Genomic DNA, 20,302 nt, shown 5'->3' with positions numbered 1-20,302 from the left:
CCAATAGGAAAAATCGTCAATTATCGTCTCTACAAGGGCTTCCATACCAAGCCCCAAACCTGAAGGAGCAGTATCTGGTGGGAATCATCGCCTTTATCGATCTGGCTGGCAGTGTTGCCCTGCTCCTGTGGGGCGTACATATGGTGCAGACTGGAGTACAAAGGGCCTGTGGGGCTCACCTAAACCAGTTTCTGGCTCATGCCTTGCGCAACCGCGGGCAGGCCTTTCTAACCGGGCTGGGCATTACAGCGCTACTTCAGTCCTCCACAGCCACGGGGTTGATGATCACCGGTTTTGCCGCCCGGGGGGCCGTACAACTTGTACCCGCCCTGGCAGTCATGCTGGGGGCCAATGTCGGCACCACCTTGATTGTGCAGGTCCTTTCCTTCGATGTGTCCAGTATCGCCCCGTTATTTGTCCTGCTCGGGGTCATTCTTTTTCGGAAAGGCAGCAACAGCATCCGCGATTCTGGGCGTGCCTTTATTGGCCTGGGTCTGATCCTCATCTCTCTTCATCAGTTCCTGGAGCTGCTTAAACCCTACACCAACAATCCCCATCTGCATCAGATGCTGGAAACCTTTTCGGCCCTTCCTCTTATGGAGCTGGTCATTGGGGCCATTATCACCTGGGCCATGCATTCTTCTGTGGCCATGGTGTTGCTTGTTACCTCTTTTGCAACCCATGGAGTTATTTCCCCCCAGGAGGCATTTGTTATGGTGCTGGGTGCCAATATTGGCACCTCGGTTAACCCCGTGATTGAAGGCGGTGCCGTAAGCCCAGAAGCCCGCCGCCTGCCCGTTGGCAACCTGCTCAATCGTTGTGCAGGGGCCTTGCTGGTCTTGGTGTTTATTAATCCCATTGCCACCTGGTTCCTACAGCTTGTCCCTAACACTTCACGCGCCATTGCAGACTTTCATACCTTGTTTAACATGGTCTTGGCTGCAATAATGTTGCCCATCCTTCCGCTTTATGCACGCTTTTTGGCGTGGCTTCTGCCCAAACCCCAAAGAGAAAAGGTAGAAGACCCCTCTGCCCCCCGCTATCTTAACCCCAGCGTGTTAAGTGAAGCCCCTTCCATAGCGGTGGGCAATGCCGTACGTGAAGCGCTGCGCCTGTGCGATAACCTTGATACCATGATTTTAAGTGTCAGAAAGGCCCTGGAGGAAAAAGAACCCCAGCTTGCCGGTGCAGCACGGCGGGTGGAAAACACCCTCGACAAGCTTAATACAGCTATTCGCAATTATGTCACCTCAATCGATACTGACGGAATGAATGAAGAGGAAATGTTTCGGGTAGAGCAAATCCTGTCCTTTTGTACCCAAATCAATAATGCTGGCAACGTGCTCGACCGCAATGTTATTCCCGCTATTCAAAAAATGGCCAAGCAACGCATCGCCTTCCCCCCTGAAATGCTTAAACCCCTGATGACCATGGTGCGGCAGATGTATAAAAACCTGCAAGTTTCCAGCACCTTGCTCATGAGTGAGGATGAAGCCGTTGCCCGTAATCTGGTCGAGCAGAAAAATATTTTTCGTAATATTGAAGCCAGCTCCACGGCCTCTTATTATCGTAAATTGCGTGCCGGCGATAAAACGACCCAAACTGTCGGGCCCTATCTTTTAGAGCTCCTGCGAGACCTTAAAAGGGTAAATACCCATATTATTGCAGCGGCTGCCTACCCTGTTCTGGAACGCCAGGGGGCCTTACTGCCCAGCAAACTCCAGCCAGACTATACCACCGCCACGCCAGAGGATGAGGCTTCTCAAGCCGATGACCTCACCCAAGAAGAGACAGAATCCTTGAAGTTACAGGATTTTGAGGAGAACTTATCAAAAGACGACTTCCCAAAGGACACTATGACAGAAGACGATTTGGCAGAAGAGGGCACCTCCTATGCCACTGCCACCCCCCTGAAAGGCCCCCACCACCAAGAAAACGCAGAACCAGCCCTTTTCACAGCTCTCGATACCCCCAAAAACCCGCCAACGCGCTTGCAGACGCCTCCAAAACCATGACCCAGCCTCCTTCCTCCCATTCCCCCAAAGCTGGCAGCAAGCAGCCCAAGAGCCAACAAGCCCCCATGAGCGGGAAAGTTTTAACCGCGAAAGAGGCTTTTAACCTCCTGGGGCATTACCACAAGCAAAGATCCTCACATGCCCCACCGGCTGCCGCCAAGCACTGTACGGCTTCTATTGTGGCTTTTGTCGCTGAAGACCACGCCCGGCTTAAAAAAGAAAGCGCTGCCTTTCTTGAGCAGCTTTTTCTCATCTGGCAAAATGCGGGCATAGACCCAGAAAAAATCTGGAAAGAACTTAAAAGGCGAGAAACCTTAGGAGGCTTACTGGTTAGCCTGAACAAAAAAATAACCACCCGCAAAATTCCTGGCCAACTCAAAACCCACAGCACCAAACTCCCCTAACCTTGCTAAACCCAAACCTCTCACCTTGAAAAATAAGGCTATTATTATCGAGGACTCTCTTATCGAGAAATCGCTCAAGAGTTTTTTCAAAATCCTATTTTAGTTTTTTCAAAACCCTATTTTGTGGTTCAATGGGCTTTGTGATTCAATGGACCCTAGAGGTTGCAAAACTAATGCAAAAAGTTGCAAAATTGGCGAAAGAAACAAGGCTGATGCAGGAAAATACGGCATTACGCCTTAAGGTTGGCCCCCGATACACCTCTATGCACAAAATTGCACTCGGGCCATGTTCGCCAAGATCAACCCTATACCGTTTGGAAAACTCGTGTTCAGGAAAACCCTCCAGTAAAACCCGTTCCTGTACAATTCTTGTCCCGTATAAGCTTGAGACCCCCAATATTGGTCTTATTGAAGATATAATTTGCTGCATTGTATGGCGAGAGCCAGATTCTCTACAGCGTTAGGAACCAAACAGCCCAATAGGAAGCGTTGCTCTAACCGCCTTACGCATACTAATTTCTGATACCAATTTCTGGCACAGCCAGTACTAGTAAGGACATTGCAGCTATAAACGAGATGTTCAACGTGCCAGCCGCAAAATTGAGCTGCATATTAGCAAAGATCGGCAGTTTGTTCCTATTGTAAAATGACGAGGCAGAGACCAGATCACGGATTTCCCCTACAGCAAGCAGGAAGAGGGTAAACCTATTAACTCTGTCTGAATGATGAGTCATTCAGGAGCCCGTGGGTCGCCAGCGCAGATGAAACAGCTGGCGGGGATGCGTGGGCTTATGGCAAAACCTTCGGGGGAGATTATTGAGCAGCCCATTATAGCTAACTTTAAGGAAGGGCTATCTGTACTCCTACAGCAATAGGGTCGATCCCGGCTAGGGGGTCATCAAGCAGAATATCATGAGATTAGCTTGCCAAAGCCCAGGCGATTTCAAGCAGGCGTCTTTCCCTCCCCCGTAAGGTAAAAGAAGGAGAGTGCTGGAGATGGGGGGAGATGCCAAATTCGACCAGAAAGCCACCCCGTTTAATTCCTGGTGCTTTTTCTTCACCCACAATAATAATCTGAATTTCCACGCGGATATACTGGCCTGCAGCAAGGCGTTGAAAATCCATATGTAGGGGATAATCCCCAACCGGATGAAGCTGGATATCGCACATAAGGCCACGGCCGAAGGAGCCATTTTCCCCCTGAATATCAAACAAGCGTGAGCGCCAACCAGGGCGGCTTAATTCGCGCATAACCAGGTGTGGATCCAAGGCAATAAGGGTTGAGGCTTGTTTATCGCCATACACAACGGCTGGTACAAGACCTTGACGCCGAGCGGCGCGAGCTGTCACTCTACCTGCTTTCTCGCGCATTGTCAATAATTCGGCTAGCCCTTTATGCAATGTCGTAAGGCATTCTGGCACAGTCTTGGACGATTCAGTTGCGTATAACACCATCAACCACAGAGCTAGGCGGTTACCGTCGCTTCCTTAGCCCCTCTTCGGGCCCTCTCTCCCTAAAAGACCCATGCCCATGAACTGGATTGACGGCATCACCCTGATCTTCAAAAGAGAGGCCCCCTCTTCCACCCATCACCCTCTCAAGGTTTCTGAAGGCTTCTGGCCATGGCCTAGTCTTGATGGCCTAGTCTTGATGGCCTAGTCTTGTCAGAATAAAAAAAGGGCACTACAAAAAACAAAGATTCGTAATAATACACTCCATATACTACGCCTCCATGATAAAATACCGAATAATACACCCGATAATACACCCCCATGAGACATCTGCCCTTAGCCCCTCTTCGGGCCCTCTCTCCCTAAAGGATCCATGCCCATGAACTGGATTGACGGCATCACCCTGATCCTCATAAGCGTTGCTGCCCTTTATGGCCTTTTGCGTGGGTTCATTCGGGAAGCCTTTGGCATTTTATGCTGGATAGGGGCCTTCTTTTTTGCAGGCCAGCTCAGCCCGGCCATTCTTCCCGCCGTAGAAAGCCTGGTGAAAACCAAAGGAGATACCCTTTCCGTTATCAGTTGGACGGTAGCCTTTGTTGGCCTGTTGATTGTCTTCTCCCTCAGCGCTTCTCTGTTGGCCAGTCGAGTCCTTCTTCCTCTCTTCGGAGGGTTCTTTAATCATATTCTAGGCGCTGTCATTGGCGCAGCCAAAGGGTTTCTGGTGGTTTGTATCTTCTATCTGGTGGCAAGCGGCTTTATCTCGCAGGAAAACTGGAGCCTCCTAACCCAGGGTAGTGTCAGCAATGCTTATGTGCAGCCTTATGCCCTTTTACTTGAAAAATATGGAGCTCATGCTCTACACTACCTCCCAACAGGGCAGACCCTTCTCCCCTCTGGCCTTTCTGGCCAAACCCCTGCCCCAGAGGGAAACCAGGAAAGGGGAAACCAGGAAGGCGGGTAGGAAGGGGCTCAAGAACATGGCTAAAAAGGGATCAAAAAGAAGCCTAAAATGGAATGCCAAACTCAGAATGGAACACCAAAAGGGGTACAACCCCCTTCACTTTAACCTCTTGCAGTTTTACGTAACACCACATATATGGCAGTAATACTGGAGCATAATACCCACCCCTCATCGGGTGATATTTTACCTAAGGAGTGAGCAGCCTTGATGCCTATCTCGTCCCATTCTGGGTCTATTTCTGGAAACGATGCCCCCACCCCCTGGTATGACGAAGAAAAACAGCAAGAAGAGTGTGGTGTTTTCGGAGTCTGGAATGCGACAGATGCTGCAGCCCTTACTGCCCTTGGCCTGCATGCTCTCCAACATCGTGGCCAGGAAGCCACAGGCATTGTCGCTTACGATGGCAAAGCCTTTTCTGCCCACAAGGGGCTTGGCCTGGTCAGCGATGTTTTTAACGACACCCGCATTATGGCTGGCCTGCCGGGTCATATGGCCATTGGCCATAACCGCTATGCAACAACAGGGGCCACCCTGGTAAGAAACATTCAACCTCTCTATGCCGATTTTGAGTTTGGCGGTTTTGCAGTAGCCCATAATGGCAATTTGACCAATGCCGAAACTCTGCGCAAGGCCTTAGTAAGGCGTGGCTGTATTTTTCAGTCGACCACAGATACTGAAGCCCTGATCCACCTGATTGCCGTCTCCCTCTACGCCAACGTGGTGGATCGCCTGATTGATGCCCTCAAACAGGTTGAAGGTGCCTATTCTATTACGGCCCTTTCTAAAGAAGCCCTGATTGGAGCCCGAGACCCCAACGGGGTACGCCCCCTTGTGCTGGGAAAGATTGAAAATGCCTCCCCCCATAGTACCCCCGCCTGGGTACTGGCTAGTGAAACCTGTGCTCTTGATATTGTCGGGGCCGAGTTTGTACGGGATATTGAACCTGGGGAGATTGTTATTATTAACGATGCAGGCGTACGCTCCCTGATGCCTTTTTCTGAGAAACAGCGCAGGTTTTGTATTTTTGAGTATATCTATTTTGCCCGTCCCGATTCCCTGGTGGATGGGCGCTCGGTTTATAACGCCCGCAAGTTGATTGGCCAGGAATTAGCCCGTGAAAGCGCCATAGAGGCCGATGTCGTAGTTCCCGTGCCAGATTCAGGTGTGCCTTCCGCTATGGGATATTCTACAGAAAGTGGTATTCCGTTTGAACTGGGTATTATCCGAAACCATTATATAGGGCGCACCTTTATTGAACCCACAGACCAGATTCGCCATCTGGGGGTTAAGCTTAAACATTCAACCAACAAGAATGTGCTCAATGGCAAGCGTGTTATTCTGGTAGATGATTCTATCGTTCGAGGGACCACCTCTCGCAAGATTGTCGAAATGGTCCGGGCTGCGGGGGCTACAGAAGTACATATGCGTATTTCCTCGCCGCCAACAACCCATTCCTGTTTCTACGGAATCGATACCCCAGAGCGTAGTAAATTACTGGCTGCCAACCACACGGTTGAAGAAATGGCAAAGTTGCTCGGGGTAGATAGCCTTGCCTTTATTTCTCTGGATGGTCTCTATCGTGCCCTCGGAGAGCATGGCAGGGACATAGAGAATATGCGCTATTGCGATGCCTGTTTTACAGGCTACTATTCTCTTCCCCTTGTAGATAAGGAAGAGGAAAGCCGCCAAAGCCAGCTGCCCCTTTCTGCCCCTTTTCTGAAACAGGTGAGTGGCCTTTAACGCCGCACCTCATTTTTCTCTTATGGCCAAAACAACCCCCGCTACCCTTATCCTTAAGCGCTCAGGCATTGTTTTTGCCCTTCATGAGTACGCCTACAACCCAGAGGCCGACCAAAGAGGTGTGCAGGCTGCCGAAGCCCTTAACCTGCCACCAGACTGTGTTTTAAAAACCCTGATGACTGAAATAGACGGTAAGCCTTATTGCGTTATTATTCCCTCAGACAAGCAAATCAGCATGAAAAAACTGGCACATGCCGTGCAGGGCAAGACCGCCAAGATGATGAGTATACCAGCAGCTGAGCGGAGCACAGGCTATCATGTAGGGGGTATAAGCCCCTTTGGACAAAAACGGGCTGTGCCCACCCTTTTGGCACAAGAGGCCCTCTATCACCCCACCATCTATATCAATGCCGGCCATCGGGGGTTATTAGCCAGCCTTTCCCCCCAGGATGCTCTCACCATTCTACAAGCCCAAACAGCCGACCTTTTAGGCTAAAATCAGGAGTGAGTGATGTTATGGTATTGAGCCTCTTAGGTATAATACTAGGCTACTAGGCTACTAGGCTACTAGGCTACTAGGCTACTAGGCTACTAGGCTACTAGGCTACTAGGCTAGAGGTAGCTGGCCGTGGGGACTTTGGCAATAGCCCCGAGCAAGAATTATTCCATAATGGCCAACACCCCCATGATGATAATTGTAAAACCATAGAAATACGGGGATGAAAACTCTGTACAGTCGTTTTATACGATAGAACAAAAAGTGCTAAAGCGTCTGCAAAGACAGTATAAATTCTGCCCGATATGGCAATTTACAGCTATTTAAAAATGAAGAAGAGAGGATTAGGCACGCCGGTGGGCCTACCAGAACCCACATATCGCAAAAGCTACGGCAGATAGAATATCACCGTGTCACAGCGCGCCCTAGGAGATGACGTAGCACAAACGAGACGAGTTTTTCTATGAAAATCACCAGAGGGGAAAAATGGCCTTTTTAATGATTAAGGACAGTGCTGCACCCATTCGTTCAGCACTACCCTCACTGGTCAACCTGCACAGCCCTGAGATATTGGGTGAGGTTCTCGCAGCTGTTTGGGTAAAACTGGCCACCAAAACCCGGCACAGGATGTTAAAAACGTATCTTCTCTCTTGTCTGCTGGGTTCCCCCCTATGGAAACCTACCCTGGCCATGCCCTGTGCTCTTCTTATCTCTTTATTATCCCTTTCTTATTTTCTCCCTTTCTTGGTTGACAAAGAGGATATTCCATATCTAGGGAAGAAGATGCTTGCTGCCGCTACCACCGCCTGCATCCTGCGGGAGATATTCCATAGCTAGGGGAGAGCACTCGGTATAGAGGTGGATTATTTTCCACTATTTCGGATATTCCACACATAATCGGCAAGGTGGCCCCACCACCGGGCTTTGCGACCTACCCGTATCTGGAGATTATTCCACACCTAAAGGGTAAGGTTCCTACCTCGCTTTTGGTGTCGGATCAACCCAAATGATGAGGCAAGAAGCCCAAGTCCAGAAAAAACTTCATCTTTAGCCTGACCTTTGGCAGAACCATTGTTAAGATGATCAGGATGAAAAGCCTACGCTTTGAAGATGCAGCCCTGCGCTTTAATGACCTGAGCTTTCAGTATAAGAAAGATCCGTTCGATAATAGGTTAAGCCTGCCTTACAGTGGCTTTGCCCTCTCTTATCTTCCCTCCCATAAAACTCGCCAAAACATATTCCTTCAAACAGCCTTCCTTTCGCATGTTTATAAGCACCCCCAAGAGGCATCTCCAAGAAAGTAAAAGATTGAATTTGCTAACATTTTTACTTTTGCAGCTTTACCTTTGCAGTGCCAATTCTCAGCTGAAGGGTCGTGTAGCCCGCTCTCTTTGCTTTTTCTCTCTACAACCTGCCCATGATCACTAGGCAAGGCTGTATCGGAACATGAGTACTGTCTTCTTTGAAGATATGGGCCATCTCTCACTTTTTACGATCCATCCAGTGCTCATCGTCTAGATCTTATAAGCCTTACCCCAATATCCATGCCAACAGCGAGGTCGAACTCCTTACAGGCATTCATGGTAGAACAAGGTTTGCAAAACCACGCTTAAAACCAAGCCTAAATGGAAACTCCTAAAACCATTTTTAACAAAATTTTCTCGAAAAAATTTTCGATCATTGAGAATACTCAACCAACTCCTGCCTACCCACACCCCCCCATACCTTTTGCAGGCCAATAATCTACATTACAGAAACCACCATACCCTCTCCTCTTGAAAGACAACACACTCCTTCTTGATACACTATCCCCGCGTGTGCGGGGAACACTCTTTATAGCCCTCAACGTTTTTATAGTCCATCGGTTCATCCCCGCGTGTGCGGGGAACACCAAAACCTAAAAACTCCATCCCTACTCTCCCGCGGTTCATCCCCGCGTGTGCGGGGAACACTTAACGTAAATATAGGGGTTTATGCCCTCGTGCGGTTCATCCCCGCGTGTGCGGGGAACACAAATGGCTGAATCAAACCGCCAGATAGCACGGCGGTTCATCCCCGCGTGTGCGGGGAACACGAACAGATTGACGTAACCCAAAATGGAAAAGCTGGTTCATCCCCGCGTGTGCGGGGAACACCACTATTTGCTGGACAACAACCGTTTGCGCTCCGGTTCATCCCCGCGTGTGCGGGGAACACGGCTTGTAACATTCAGCCAAACCCTCACTACACGGTTCATCCCCGCGTGTGCGGGGAACACTCTGCACTTTTATTTTTTAACCCTCTTGCGACCGGTTCATCCCCGCGTGTGCGGGGAACACGCATTGGGTCTCGTGGTCAGATGCCTGTTATGCGGTTCATCCCCGCGTGTGCGGGGAACACTCCATTTTCCGGTGCACAAACTCTTATTGTAACGGTTCATCCCCGCGTGTGCGGGGAACACTTATTGAATCTAAAGCAATAAGAGGAAAACAGCGGTTCATCCCCGCGTGTGCGGGGAACACGCTATATTGCTCGCTATAACATCAACCCCTGCCGGTTCATCCCCGCGTGTGCGGGGAACACAATTTTTTGAAATTTTATTTTCAGAAAAATGTCGGTTCATCCCCGCGTGTGCGGGGAACACAGGCATTGAACATAAACACAGGTGGAAAGCCGCGGTTCATCCCCGCGTGTGCGGGGAACACCCTCATTACGGGAGAGCCTGCTCAGCCCCGCCCGGTTCATCCCCGCGTGTGCGGGGAACACCAATACACAGCAAACAGATGTGGACGTTTACGCGGTTCATCCCCGCGTGTGCGGGGAACACCTGTCTGTATCGTTATAGAGGTGGGTCATAGACGGTTCATCCCCGCGTGTGCGGGGAACACCTCTCCACTCTCAATGGCCCTGCGCGCATTGGCGGTTCATCCCCGCGTGTGCGGGGAACACATCCCATACAGGTCAGGGAAGGGGAGATAGACCGGTTCATCCCCGCGTGTGCGGGGAACACGTGACGTAGAGAAATCCGAAATGAAATGTTTCCGGTTCATCCCCGCGTGTGCGGGGAACACACGTTAAATGACAGAAAACCGCCACCTCGCGGCGGTTCATCCCCGCGTGTGCGGGGAACACCTTACTAACCTTTCTTAAGGCTCGTGAAACCTCGGTTCATCCCCGCGTGTGCGGGGAACACTTGATAAAACTGTGAGAAGAGTTATTCGTTGACGGTTCATCCCCGCGTGTGCGGGGAACACTCTTCGTGTAAGTTATTGATTTGGCGTCGTTATTTTTCTGTCAAAGAATCTACCAATAAAAACACACTCTATCAGAGCCTCTAATCCCCTGTCGAGAAAAAGATCTCCAGAAGAAACAGACAGAGAGAGAACAAGCCCACTCTTGGGCAGACTAAAAAACCAGAGGAAAAGATGATCTTAAGGGAAAAAAGAACCCAACCCAAGAAAAAACCAACGAAGAAACCAGAACAAACACAATAAGCAGACACAATAAAAAGTGTAAAGTTGCTCAAGAGAGTTTTGACCAAATCCATGTCCGCGGTGATCATAATGAAGTTCAATACCGGATTAATGGCATTCAACTTCCAGAAGATAAAGAGCCCGCCTAAAAGGGCTACCCCTCTTGGTAATGCCTTTTGAGTGGATAAAATCCTATACTCTAAAAGCTGAAACGAACATTCCGCAAAAAACTTATGCCATGGCCCTAAAGGCTCATTTTGGCTCAACCCGAAGCAATAGGGCAGGCCGTTAGGATGGGGGATGCTGCTGGCCGTTATGTTAAAAATATTAAATCTTCTTTTCTAAAGGCTTATAAAGACCAGAAGCCAGAAACTCGCCGATAAGGGCAATCCCTATATGACCCACCCTTTCGCGGTCACCAATATCCTTGATGATCGGCCATTTGCACCTTGAGAAAAAACCAAAAAACCAATCCCATCCCCTTCTGCCTGATAACACCCCTAAAAAAAATCAATCCTCTCTTGCCAAGAGACTCTCGCTCTAGGGGAAATCCGCCTTTGTGCGGAGTCAGCGCCCTTCATATGAATTGGTGCAATAATAGGGACGACTATCCTCCTCTGCACGGAAGCAGCATTGCTAAAAACTGTTCGGCCTCTAAAGCTGCCGACTATCTACCTCTGTGTGGGGGCAACACCAATAATTAGGCACCCTGTTTTTAAAACAACCCTAAAAACCCATCATCGTCTTTCTTATCCAGCCGCGCCTTGCAGCTGGCATATTGCCTTTTATACCGCTCCGCCCTATTGCTCACTTTCCCAGCAACCCCCATAAGCCATTTTTTGGCACGATAGGTTCCCCGGCGGTATCCCCCCCACCCTTCGTGATAGTTCAGATAATGGGCATAAGCATTGCTATAGGGGACTTTATTGTAATGTCGGCTTTTAGACATATACCAGGCCATAAAATCAAGCGCGTCACCAAAATCTTCTCGATCCGCGCTGGTATGGCCAGTGTTATCTTGGTAATCTTCCCACACTTCATCCTTCGCTTGGGCATACCCATAAGCAGAGCTCACATACCCCCATGGAATAAACCCCAACAAATAGGTTTCAGGCGGGTGAACATCACTTTGAAAGCTTGATTCCTGCTCCATCATGGCCAGAGGAACATAAAAGGGAATATGCCACTTGCCTTGCATCTCTTTGGCAGCGTCGTACCAATCGGATTTTTCAGTAAAGATAGCACACACATTTTCGTGTTGAGCCGGAGGAGACTCAGCACAACCTGTTAGCAGTACGAACACAGTAACAAAAAAGAGAGCTTTGCATAAAGAGCGTGTCATACCTTTTTACGTATCAAAAACATAACAGGAATGCAAAACGGGTTACCACGACCCGCCTTTGAGACTATTTATTCTCCCCCATGATCCTCATGAATCAAATTCTTATTTTAAGAATCATTCTTAAAAAAGTAAAAATTACAATAAATATCTATCATACTAAGTAATAAAATTAGTTATGGAACTAAAAAGAACTAAAATTATTTTTTATTCGTTAACACACAAAGACATATTTTTTCGAATAAATGAAATATAAAAGTAAAATCTATTTTTATATTCGTTTTTTCTCTGTATCGTTAATATTGTTTTTTATATCACTATCTCAAAGAGAGTATAACGTATCATGGCAAGTCAAAATTTTAGCTTTTTAGGTGGCAAACAAAATTATTCAATCTCTACCACAGAAGGTGATGATGTGACGGTCAACGTGACTTCCAACAGTAGTGGCGAGATCAATACCATCCAAACAAGCGCAACAAAAATTGAGCGCCTTTCTATTATTGGTACCCCCACCACAGGTGTTATTGCGATTGACCCTGGTATTGTCCAGTTTGGTACTATTGCTGTTTTTGCGCTGGGAAATGGCTCTTTCCTGAGTCTCGGAGCACCTACGGCAACAAGCAATATTTATGCCACAGGGCACTCCAACACGGACCACTTTATTATTTTTGATAGGAGCAGTGCCGCTGACCCTACTCAGCACCACATTACGGCACTCTATTCAACCATCGTTCTAAATGGAGAGGAAAGCCCTCTTTCCGCCTATGTGACAGATTTAGGGGGCAATGATGTCTGGGCAAACTCTGGAAGGCTTGAGTATGAACTTCAGGCACCGGCCAGCTTGGGGTATCAATCCAACATTTTTGCTGCCAAAAACAGGGGCGAATTCATTATCTATAATGCCCTTCCCACCATCACTGATGAAGGGACATCAGACGAAAGTCCCCAAACAAGCTCTACCGAAAGTATGGGCAGCCTACTCCCTGGTGGGTTAGAGATGAACGGCTCTAAAATGGCAGGCAGCCTTTCCCTTGTGCTGGATGTAGCCCAACGCGATACTTCCGGATATGCCCCTTACTACTATACCGTTACCCAAACCTCCGACGTGCACACCATCCTATACCAAAAAGAGGGGGTTCTGAACTTTTACGGGCAAGATACAACCCTTGTTTTAAACGGGAAGACATCTTCTGTTCTGAGTTCTTTATCCCTCAACGACAACAATACCTTGTGGAATGGTAATAGCACCAGTTTTGTTAATATAGGGGGAACCAACAATAGTATCTATTCATCCGGCAGCGGCGATATCGCCATTAATCTGGGAACGTTTCTAACCCCTTCAGATGGTGGAACCACCGCTCAGGCCAATAGTCTTTCTTTACTGACGCTGCTAGCTAGCGCCTCTAGCCTGGAGCCCTTAGCTGCTGTTCCAGCATCAGACGATTGGGAACCCATCACAGGAACAGAGAAAACTTTGGTCATTAAAGGGGTAGGGGATACAACCGGCAGAATATATTATAACCAGAACCATGAGAATGTTACGGTCTCCGATCTGAAAAACACCTTTATGGGGATATTGCGCGCAGGGGTTTCCAATATTGATGTGGGCACCTTTACTCCCAAAGGCGAAACCACCTTCTATGTGCTGAGCATTGGGCAGGGGGCCGACTCATCTACCGCTCCATCTGCCATCTCCTCTGAAGGAGAAAACCCAGAAACTCCACAATCAGAGACCCCACAAGCAGACTGGATAAACGAGGTGGATGTTACCATTAAAAACTTCTCCCTCTCCCAGGGCATAGACCCCACTTCCCACAATATTCTCCAGCTGGCGACAGGTGTTACGGCTACTTCTTCCTTTGATGGGAAAAACACCATTTTCGCCCTATCAGGGGCCACTACGGGAAGGGTCACCTTTACCAATGTCGACCTTTCAGGAGCAGACCCCTTTACCCACCTTAACGCCTTTTTACCTGGTGCCTGACCCTTCCTCATTTCCTTCTTTAATGTTATTGGGCTTTAATGTTGTTGGACGGAATGCGCGGCATTGCCAATAAGGGGCATCGTACAGAACAGGGTAGCCCGTTTTGGGCCATAATCGGCAAGCCGCACATATCATTAATGAGGATATGATAACTAAAAAAGGTTCCACGCTCACAAATTCAAGCTCACAAAGGAGAATATTATGATTATCGGTGCCGGAATTTTTTCTACGAAATTTTTCTATTAAATTTTTCTGCGACATTTTTTCTGCAACGTTTTTCATATCCCACGAGACAAGAAGTTGAGTAGTCCCCGTATCCCCCATCACTATAGGGGGAATATGTTTGCTAAAGAACCAACCAATAGATGCCCCACATACTCGGGTGACGTTAACTTTTCCAGCAATTCACTCAAGCCGTCATGTTGTCTTTATGTTAAACGGTGCGAGCAAAAAAGAAGTATTTTCTCGCGTTAGGGTTGGTGATCCAGCAGAAGTAGCAAGCCATATTACAACCGAAGGAACACTTGTGTGGTTGGTTGATCCGGTATAGAAATCTTTCTTCTCATTGCCCCCAATAGTGATCGGGAGCGCGTTAAGGAAATGCTTCATGCTTCTGATATGATAGAGCTCATCATTCCACGAGGCGAGAAATCGCTTGTCGGATTCGTTCTTCACGAATCTCGGGTGCCAATGAGGGCCAATGAGGGCCAATGAGGGCCAATGAGGGCCAATGAGGGCCAATGTTAACGCATGCTGAAGGGTTATGCCATATTTATATCCATACGGATGCAGAACTGGAGATGGCCCGTAAGATTTTGCTGAATGCTAAAATGCGCCGGGGAGGGATTTGCGGAGCAACAGAAACGTTATTGATTGATGAAGTCGTTGCACCGTCTTTTTTGCCTGTATTGGTGGAAGATGTACAGCTTCCCCCAAATTTTATTTTTCCACTGTTTTTTATTTTCTCACTATTTTATTTTTTTCCCGTACGACCAAGGCAGAGAAAATGCTCATACGCAACAAGACCGCAATACGGGTTTTGCGAATATCCCCCCAAAGCTGCAATCCCTTCTTCACTTGGCCCTAAAACTACATCCCTTTTCCAGGTGTAAAATGGTCAGCTTCCAAGCTGCTTTCAAAGACAGGGTTCAAAGACGGGGTTCAAAGATGGGAGAAGAATCAGAAAAAGCTCCCACAAAATGACCAATACCCCACTCTAGGAAAGAAGAGGCTTTCCTGAATTTTTTCCTGATCTATGGAAATATGTTTTTTAATAACTTCCAGAATTTCATGGTTAAGTTTTGCTAAAAGATCAGAAGGAAGATCGTTGTTGGAATGCTCATGAGAGAGGAGAATCTGGAGCCTGTCTCGTGCGACGGGGGCAGAGCTATTACGAGCAAAGAAATTGGAAAAGAAACTCATGCAATACTCCTTTTAAACAGGCGGTCAAAGAAGCTCTTCTTTTCAGTAGGAGTTTCTATAAAGAAAATGAAAAAGTTCTTCCCCCTCTTCCTTCCTTAGTTCCTTACTTATTTCCTTGCTTACTTGCTTCCTTCTTTAACTTCTTTGCTTACTTATCTTCCTCACTTCCTACCAGCCGTCACGCCAGAGCCCCTATCATACTATCCCTCAAGACTTATCTCCTGAGAAGATATGGGGGGATAGGGAAGGGCCACTCTTTTACAATGATTTGCGCCTGGGCAAAAACAGCGACGTTCTTTAAAATTTTCACTCCTGTTATCTTAGCACTTATGTCAGCTTAGCATCCATATCAACTTAGCATCCTGCCAGCCTAACACCTATATCAGCTTAGCACTCTGTCAACTTAGCATCCATGTCAGCTTAGTACTCTGTCAGCCTAGAACGTTTAACAAAAAAATGCTAACCCTGCCTTCACTTAAACTAGAGCGAAAAATGCAAGCCTTGAAACCTTGGGCAATAAAAAATAAAAATTTATTGATTGTGAAAAAAACCAAACTCCTCTCCAGACTGTTAAGACAAAAAATGTTTTTTTCGAATGGGCTTTATAACCTGCCACCCTGGTAGCCGTTCGTTTTTTTGACAACCCATTTTTAAGCGAGAAAATACGATCATGACTGATTATTTCTACACTGGCGGCGATCAATCCTTTACTCTTCCTGATAGTGATAATTATATCAATACGCTCCCCGATGCTACCGGCACGATTACCCTCTCTGGTGGAGGAACGAGCGGAAGAGTAACGATTATTGGCAATGAGTCCGCGGGCCCTATTGCCATTGATGCAGGCACACTCACTGCAGTAGCATTTAACGTGTTAGGATTGGGCAATGGCTCTTTCCTCAACATCGGAGCAGGACATGCCACAACAGATTTCCGCACCCAGGGAATCTCAGCCGAGAACAAAATAACCGTTTATGATAATGGCGGCGATACCACCAGCACAGACCCCCGCTCCATTACCGCTCTTTTCTCTACCCTTATCCTTGATGGCGATCAGGGACCAACCGATACAAATATTACAGATATTGGCGGAAATGAAGTTTGGGCCAATTCTGGCACAACCACCTATAACATTCTGACTGATACAGCCAGCTTATTCCCCTCTCATCTCTATGCAAGCAAAAGTACGGGTACTTTTGTTATTGGCAATAGCGCAAACACAAGCGCTGATTCGTCAACAACTAGCCCCTCAGCGGCTAACCCCGTAGCAAATGATAGCCCCGCTGCCCTGAACGTGGTTTTAACAGTTGCTGATTCCACCACCCCACTGGACTATACCGTTACCCAGAATTCCGATGCTACTATCTCCCTTTTCCAACAGCAAGGTACCCTGACATTCACAGGACAAAACACAACCCTGGTGCTGAATGGTGAGAATGCTGATGTCACGAGTACCCTCACACTCGGAGATAATAATACGATATGGGCAGGAAATGGTTCCAGCACCGTAACTGTAAATGGCACAAACAATATTATTAACACCGCAGGCACAGGGGACATAAACATTCAGGCAGGCAGCAGCCAAGTTGCAGATAGCCACCTAAGTATTTTGGGAGCTGGTGATACCACAGGCCAAACCGCTTATCAGCAGGGCCTGGAAGATGTCACTGTTTCTGGCATGCATAACAATTTTATAGCTGCCCTAGGCACCGGTACTGCTGATATTGATGTCGGCACGTTTTCGGCCAATGGGAGCCCTTATCGTTACGGGCTTGAGCTCGCCAGCAACCTCGGCGGCGGCAATATTGAGAATATCATCATCCGGAACTTTACTGCCTCTCAAGCCACAGATCCAACCTCACAAAATATTATTGGCGTAGGAGCCAGTACAACCGTAACGTCAAGCTACGATGGTACAGATACGATCTTTACCCTTGCCGACGGTACTATTGGAACTGTTACTTTCACAGGTGTTGACCTACAAGGCATAGACCCCTTCACACGGGGTACGACATTCTCAGATATCCTTCAGTCCTCTTCTAACGCCCTTATCGCTGCATAAAGCATTGAGATACCCTGTATTCTCACCACACTTACGAGATACATCTATCAGCCAATGAATGCCAAGGCCTACTAGAAGGCAATGTGCCGATGAGAACCCCGCAGGCTTGGCAAAAGCCTCTTTCAACACAGGTTGCCTCTTATCTTTTAATAGGCCGCCTGTTTTTGTTGTCTGTTCTTTTAAGAAGCTACCTGTGTTTTGTTTTGCCTTTTCCCTAACCCTTTTCCAAACTCTCTTGTCAAACATGCCCACCTATCAGGCAAGCCCAGCTGTCAGACAAAACCACCCCGTAGCCCTGCTCTTTATGCCTCCTATCACCGTAATGCCTTATAGAATCTCACGTTTTTTATGAAATCTCACCTTTTAAGAGAGGTTCTATGGTGGGTTCTTATGGTAGGACAGTTCCTGTTTACTGGTCAGCTAAAGGTTCTTCAAGAGATCATTATCCATGGAAAAATACCCAAAATATCCGCCAAAATATCCATGGGAAAAATGCCGCCGATCTTGTTATGATGGGTGAGAGTGACCTTCTGAGAACGTGTAGAAGCTCCTCATCAGGGGAAAAAATACCTTATTCGCTTTACAGCGCCAGAATGTACCTCTCTCTGCCCCATTACTGGGCAGCCAGATTTTGCGCATATTGTTATTGATTACATTCCTCAAAAATGGATTGTAGAAAGCAAATCCTTAAAGCTCTACCTGCATAGCTTTAGAAACCACGGGGCTTTTCATGAGGCCTGTACCCTTTTTTTCCTCCGCTCTTATAAAAACGTCTTGAACCCTTCTGGTTACGAATAGGAGGGTCTTGGTACCCCCGTGGGGGTATACCAATAGACATTTTCTGGCAAACAGCACCCCCACCAGATAAGGTTTGGATTCCCAATCAAAATGTTCCCCCTTATCGCCTGTCAACCCTTATCACCTGTTAATAAGATAGGAAGTCTTAAAGATAGTATGGTAGAAGACGATATGCTGGAGAGGGAGGTAATCTTGATTATTCCCTTACCGCTTCTGACAGATTTCAGGCAAATTTCTGACAGTCCTTTGGCAGTCTTCTCGTAGATTCCAGGCAAACTTCTGGTAAACTTCTGGTAAACTTCCGATAGGCTTCTGATAAACTTCTGATAGACTTCTGGCCCAAAGCCATGACCTTAGGCGGGTTCTGTAAAGACTCTTTATTTTTTGTTAAAAAATGAATTTACAATTGCACGTAAATCGTCAACAAAGAAAAGGGCTTTTCATGTAAAATCAGCTTATAAAAAGCTAGAAAGGGTGTGTTATGGATCAGGATGAACATCATTTTCGCCGTCGTCTTTCTACATTTGATCTCACCCTTATCGGTTTTGGGGCCATTTTTGGCTCTGGGTGGTTATTTGGTGCAGCCCATGTGGCAGCCATTGCTGGCCCTTCCAGCCTTATTTCCTGGCTCATTGGGGGAATAGCCATCCTTCTGCTGGCCCTTGTTTTGGCAGAATTGGGCGCATGCCTGCCATTAGCTGGCGGAATTATCCGTTATCCAGACTATACCCATGGGCCAGTAGCTGGTTTTATTATGGGGTTTGTCAGTGTCATCTCCCTTTCCAGCATGAGTGCCATTGAAGTGGTGGCTGCCCGTTCTTATGCCAATAGCTGGGTTCCCGGGCTGACACAACCTAATAGTGGAGATCCCACCCTTATCGGGTGGGGATTGCAAGCTTTCATCTTGCTGTTGCTCTACCTTATCAACCGGCAGGGCATTACCTCTTTTGCCATTACCAACCTGATTATGACGGTGATTAAATTTGTCGTTCCGGTGCTGGTGGTGGTCTGCCTTCTGGTCTATTTCCAGCCTTCTCAAATGACCCAGCATGGGTTTTTTGCAGGCGGCTTTTCTGGTATGGAAGCTGCCATTTCCACTGGAGGTATTATTTTTGCCTATTTGGGGCTAACCCCTATTATTGGCGCTGCCCGAGAGGTTAAAAACCCCCATAAGGCAATTCCCATTGCCGTAATCTCCTCGGCATTGCTGGCTACAACCATTTATTTTCTGCTGGAAACCGCCTTTCTGGGGAGCATCCCCCCCGCTTTTATGACCACAGGCTGGGTCGGGATTGAAAAGAAATTTGCTCTACCCTATCACGATATTGCCCTGATCTTGGGGTTAGGATGGCTTGCCACCCTGGTGGTGGCCGATGCCATTATCTCCCCAACAGGGGCAGGAAATATTTACCTGAACTCGACCTCCAGAATGATTTATGCCTGGGCAAAAACAGGGACGTTCTTTAAAGTTTTCACCCATGTTAACAAAAAAAGTGGCAACCCCGCCCCCGCCTTAAACCTCTCCTTTGGGCTGGCCTTGTTCTGGACGCTGCCTTTTCCTTCCTGGCAAGCCTTGGTGGGGGTTGTTTCTTCTGCGACCATCCTCAGCTACGGGATTGCCCCCGTTGCTGCAGCCTCGCTTCGGTTTTCCTCTCCCACTTTGAACAGGCCTTTCAAAATCCCTTTTTTCAATATCATCACCCCAGTTGCCTTTGTCATTTCCACCCTGATTGTTTTTTGGTCAGGCTGGGAGATTGACTCCTGGCTCCTGTCAGTTACCCTCATCTGTGCTTTACTGTTCATGGCATGGAGAAGCTATAAAAGCCATAACCCTTTTGAGGAGGAATTTATAGCTCTTCTACGGCCTTCCGCATGGCTGCTGGTGTGGTGTATGGGGCTCATCATTTTTTCCTGGGCAGGGCAAATGGGGGGCATCGGCCTGATTCCCCACCCGCTTGATGACGGGCTGATAGCCCTTTTCTGTCTGGGTATTTATCACTGGGGCAAAACCAGTGGCAAACCCACCATTGCCCAAGAGGAGTCCATAGAGGAAACTATGGAAGAAACCATGGAGGAAGCCCTGCCAGGCAAATAAGTCCTGTTTTTCGTCAGGAAAGTTTTTGGGGTTTGTAAGCCTGCCTTTATTATCGCCTTACCCCAACAATTAGCCTTATAGG

15 protein-coding genes, 5 pseudogenes and 1 CRISPR repeat array are annotated in these 20,302 nt (G+C 47.8%); of the genes and pseudogenes, 15 read left to right on the top strand and 5 right to left on the bottom strand.

Annotation, left to right across the window (positions count from 1 at the left end; all coding sequences use genetic code 11):
- The first annotated feature begins 77 nt into the window (after nucleotides 1–77).
- Both JGUZn3_RS04845 and JGUZn3_RS04840 read left to right on the top strand, forming a co-directional pair.
- Nucleotides 78–2,015: a Na/Pi cotransporter family protein gene (locus JGUZn3_RS04845; protein WP_238996903.1), complete on the top strand. Its 1,938-nt coding sequence runs from the start codon at nucleotides 78–80 to the stop codon at nucleotides 2,013–2,015.
- Complete coding sequence (locus JGUZn3_RS04840) at nucleotides 2,012–2,419, top strand: phosphoribosyl-ATP pyrophosphatase (protein ID WP_203414544.1); 408 nt, start codon at nucleotides 2,012–2,014, stop codon at nucleotides 2,417–2,419. Before JGUZn3_RS04845 ends, JGUZn3_RS04840 begins: the two co-directional genes overlap by 4 nt.
- A 512-nt stretch (nucleotides 2,420–2,931) precedes the next feature.
- On the opposite strand, the gene JGUZn3_RS04835 is transcribed toward JGUZn3_RS04840, so the two are convergent.
- Nucleotides 2,932–3,153: a hypothetical protein gene (locus tag JGUZn3_RS04835; RefSeq protein ID WP_203414543.1), complete on the bottom strand. Its 222-nt coding sequence runs from the start codon at nucleotides 3,151–3,153 to the stop codon at nucleotides 2,932–2,934.
- Here JGUZn3_RS04835 and JGUZn3_RS12850 point away from each other — a divergent pair.
- A pseudogene (locus tag JGUZn3_RS12850) lies at nucleotides 3,103–3,282 on the top strand (hypothetical protein); the annotation flags it as partial. The gene JGUZn3_RS04835 and the pseudogene JGUZn3_RS12850 overlap by 51 nt on opposite strands.
- A 265-nt stretch (nucleotides 3,283–3,547) precedes the next feature.
- Here JGUZn3_RS12850 and JGUZn3_RS12350 read toward each other — a convergent pair.
- Nucleotides 3,548–3,790, bottom strand: a pseudogene (locus tag JGUZn3_RS12350) (50S ribosomal protein L25/general stress protein Ctc); the annotation flags it as partial.
- 160 nt (nucleotides 3,791–3,950) lie between these two features.
- On the opposite strand from JGUZn3_RS12350, the gene JGUZn3_RS12590 reads away from it, so the two are divergent.
- The 5 genes from JGUZn3_RS12590 to JGUZn3_RS04805 all read left to right on the top strand — a co-directional run bounded on the left by JGUZn3_RS12590 (nucleotide 3,951) and on the right by JGUZn3_RS04805 (nucleotide 7,905).
- Nucleotides 3,951–4,079 (top strand): hypothetical protein, encoded by a 129-nt coding sequence (locus JGUZn3_RS12590; protein WP_275402855.1) that lies wholly within the window; start codon nucleotides 3,951–3,953, stop codon nucleotides 4,077–4,079.
- Between the two features lie 171 nt (nucleotides 4,080–4,250).
- A complete protein-coding gene (locus JGUZn3_RS04820) occupies nucleotides 4,251–4,832 on the top strand; it encodes a CvpA family protein (protein WP_203414541.1) in 582 nt (193 codons plus the stop codon).
- 207 nt (nucleotides 4,833–5,039) lie between these two features.
- The gene (purF, locus tag JGUZn3_RS04815; protein WP_203414540.1) at nucleotides 5,040–6,572 is read left to right on the top strand and encodes an amidophosphoribosyltransferase; all 1,533 of its coding nucleotides are present in this window, start codon (nucleotides 5,040–5,042) and stop codon (nucleotides 6,570–6,572) included.
- Nucleotides 6,573–6,594: 22 nt separating this feature from the next.
- Complete coding sequence (gene ybaK / locus JGUZn3_RS04810; protein ID WP_203414815.1) at nucleotides 6,595–7,068, top strand: Cys-tRNA(Pro) deacylase; 474 nt, start codon at nucleotides 6,595–6,597, stop codon at nucleotides 7,066–7,068.
- A 486-nt stretch (nucleotides 7,069–7,554) separates the two neighbouring features.
- Nucleotides 7,555–7,905 (top strand): hypothetical protein, encoded by a 351-nt coding sequence (locus JGUZn3_RS04805; protein WP_203414539.1) that lies wholly within the window; start codon nucleotides 7,555–7,557, stop codon nucleotides 7,903–7,905.
- A 1,025-nt stretch (nucleotides 7,906–8,930) separates the two neighbouring features.
- Nucleotides 8,931–10,301: direct repeats of the CRISPR family, unit length 29 nt; unit sequence CGGTTCATCCCCGCGTGTGCGGGGAACAC.
- Nucleotides 10,302–11,235: 934 nt separating this feature from the next.
- Here the strand turns inward: JGUZn3_RS04805 and JGUZn3_RS04800 are convergent.
- Nucleotides 11,236–11,862 (bottom strand): transglycosylase SLT domain-containing protein, encoded by a 627-nt coding sequence (locus tag JGUZn3_RS04800; RefSeq protein ID WP_203414538.1) that lies wholly within the window; start codon nucleotides 11,860–11,862, stop codon nucleotides 11,236–11,238.
- A gap of 340 nt (nucleotides 11,863–12,202) precedes the next feature.
- On the opposite strand from JGUZn3_RS04800, the gene JGUZn3_RS04795 reads away from it, so the two are divergent.
- Nucleotides 12,203–13,843, top strand: coding sequence for a hypothetical protein (locus JGUZn3_RS04795; RefSeq protein ID WP_203414537.1), 1,641 nt, complete (start codon nucleotides 12,203–12,205; stop codon nucleotides 13,841–13,843).
- Here the strand turns inward: JGUZn3_RS04795 and JGUZn3_RS12845 are convergent.
- A complete protein-coding gene (locus tag JGUZn3_RS12845) occupies nucleotides 13,829–14,125 on the bottom strand; it encodes a hypothetical protein (protein WP_203414536.1) in 297 nt (98 codons plus the stop codon). The genes JGUZn3_RS04795 and JGUZn3_RS12845 overlap by 15 nt on opposite strands.
- Before the next feature lie 40 nt (nucleotides 14,126–14,165).
- On the opposite strand from JGUZn3_RS12845, the gene JGUZn3_RS04785 reads away from it, so the two are divergent.
- Together JGUZn3_RS04785 and JGUZn3_RS12340 are read left to right on the top strand one after the other, a co-directional pair.
- Nucleotides 14,166–14,393 carry a 6-phosphogluconolactonase gene (locus tag JGUZn3_RS04785; protein ID WP_203414814.1) on the top strand — a complete coding sequence of 76 codons (228 nt, stop codon included), beginning with the start codon at nucleotides 14,166–14,168 and terminating at the stop codon, nucleotides 14,391–14,393.
- A gap of 14 nt (nucleotides 14,394–14,407) precedes the next feature.
- A pseudogene (locus JGUZn3_RS12340) lies at nucleotides 14,408–14,766 on the top strand (hypothetical protein); the annotation flags it as partial.
- A gap of 304 nt (nucleotides 14,767–15,070) precedes the next feature.
- On the opposite strand, the pseudogene minE reads toward JGUZn3_RS12340, so the two are convergent.
- A pseudogene (gene minE / locus JGUZn3_RS04775) lies at nucleotides 15,071–15,265 on the bottom strand (cell division topological specificity factor MinE); the annotation flags it as partial.
- A 670-nt stretch (nucleotides 15,266–15,935) separates the two neighbouring features.
- Between minE and JGUZn3_RS04770 the strand changes: the two are divergent.
- The 4 genes and pseudogenes from JGUZn3_RS04770 (at nucleotide 15,936) to JGUZn3_RS04755 (ending at nucleotide 20,220) form a co-directional block, all read left to right on the top strand.
- Complete coding sequence (locus JGUZn3_RS04770; RefSeq protein ID WP_203414533.1) at nucleotides 15,936–17,327, top strand: beta strand repeat-containing protein; 1,392 nt, start codon at nucleotides 15,936–15,938, stop codon at nucleotides 17,325–17,327.
- Between the two features lie 534 nt (nucleotides 17,328–17,861).
- Nucleotides 17,862–18,256: pseudogene (queF, locus tag JGUZn3_RS04765) on the top strand (preQ(1) synthase); the annotation flags it as partial.
- Nucleotides 18,216–18,389 carry a hypothetical protein gene (locus JGUZn3_RS04760; protein ID WP_203414532.1) on the top strand — a complete coding sequence of 58 codons (174 nt, stop codon included), beginning with the start codon at nucleotides 18,216–18,218 and terminating at the stop codon, nucleotides 18,387–18,389. The pseudogene queF and the gene JGUZn3_RS04760, both read left to right, overlap by 41 nt.
- A gap of 217 nt (nucleotides 18,390–18,606) precedes the next feature.
- On the top strand, nucleotides 18,607–20,220 hold the full coding sequence (locus tag JGUZn3_RS04755) for an APC family permease (protein ID WP_203414531.1): 1,614 nt from the start codon (nucleotides 18,607–18,609) through the stop codon (nucleotides 20,218–20,220).
- Nucleotides 20,221–20,302: the final 82 nt, after the last annotated feature.

This window comes from Entomobacter blattae (assembly GCF_014672835.1).
Classification (GTDB): domain Bacteria; phylum Pseudomonadota; class Alphaproteobacteria; order Acetobacterales; family Acetobacteraceae; genus Entomobacter; species Entomobacter blattae.
Note: the sequence above shows the minus strand (reverse complement) of the source record. Positions and strands in the feature narration are given on the sequence as shown.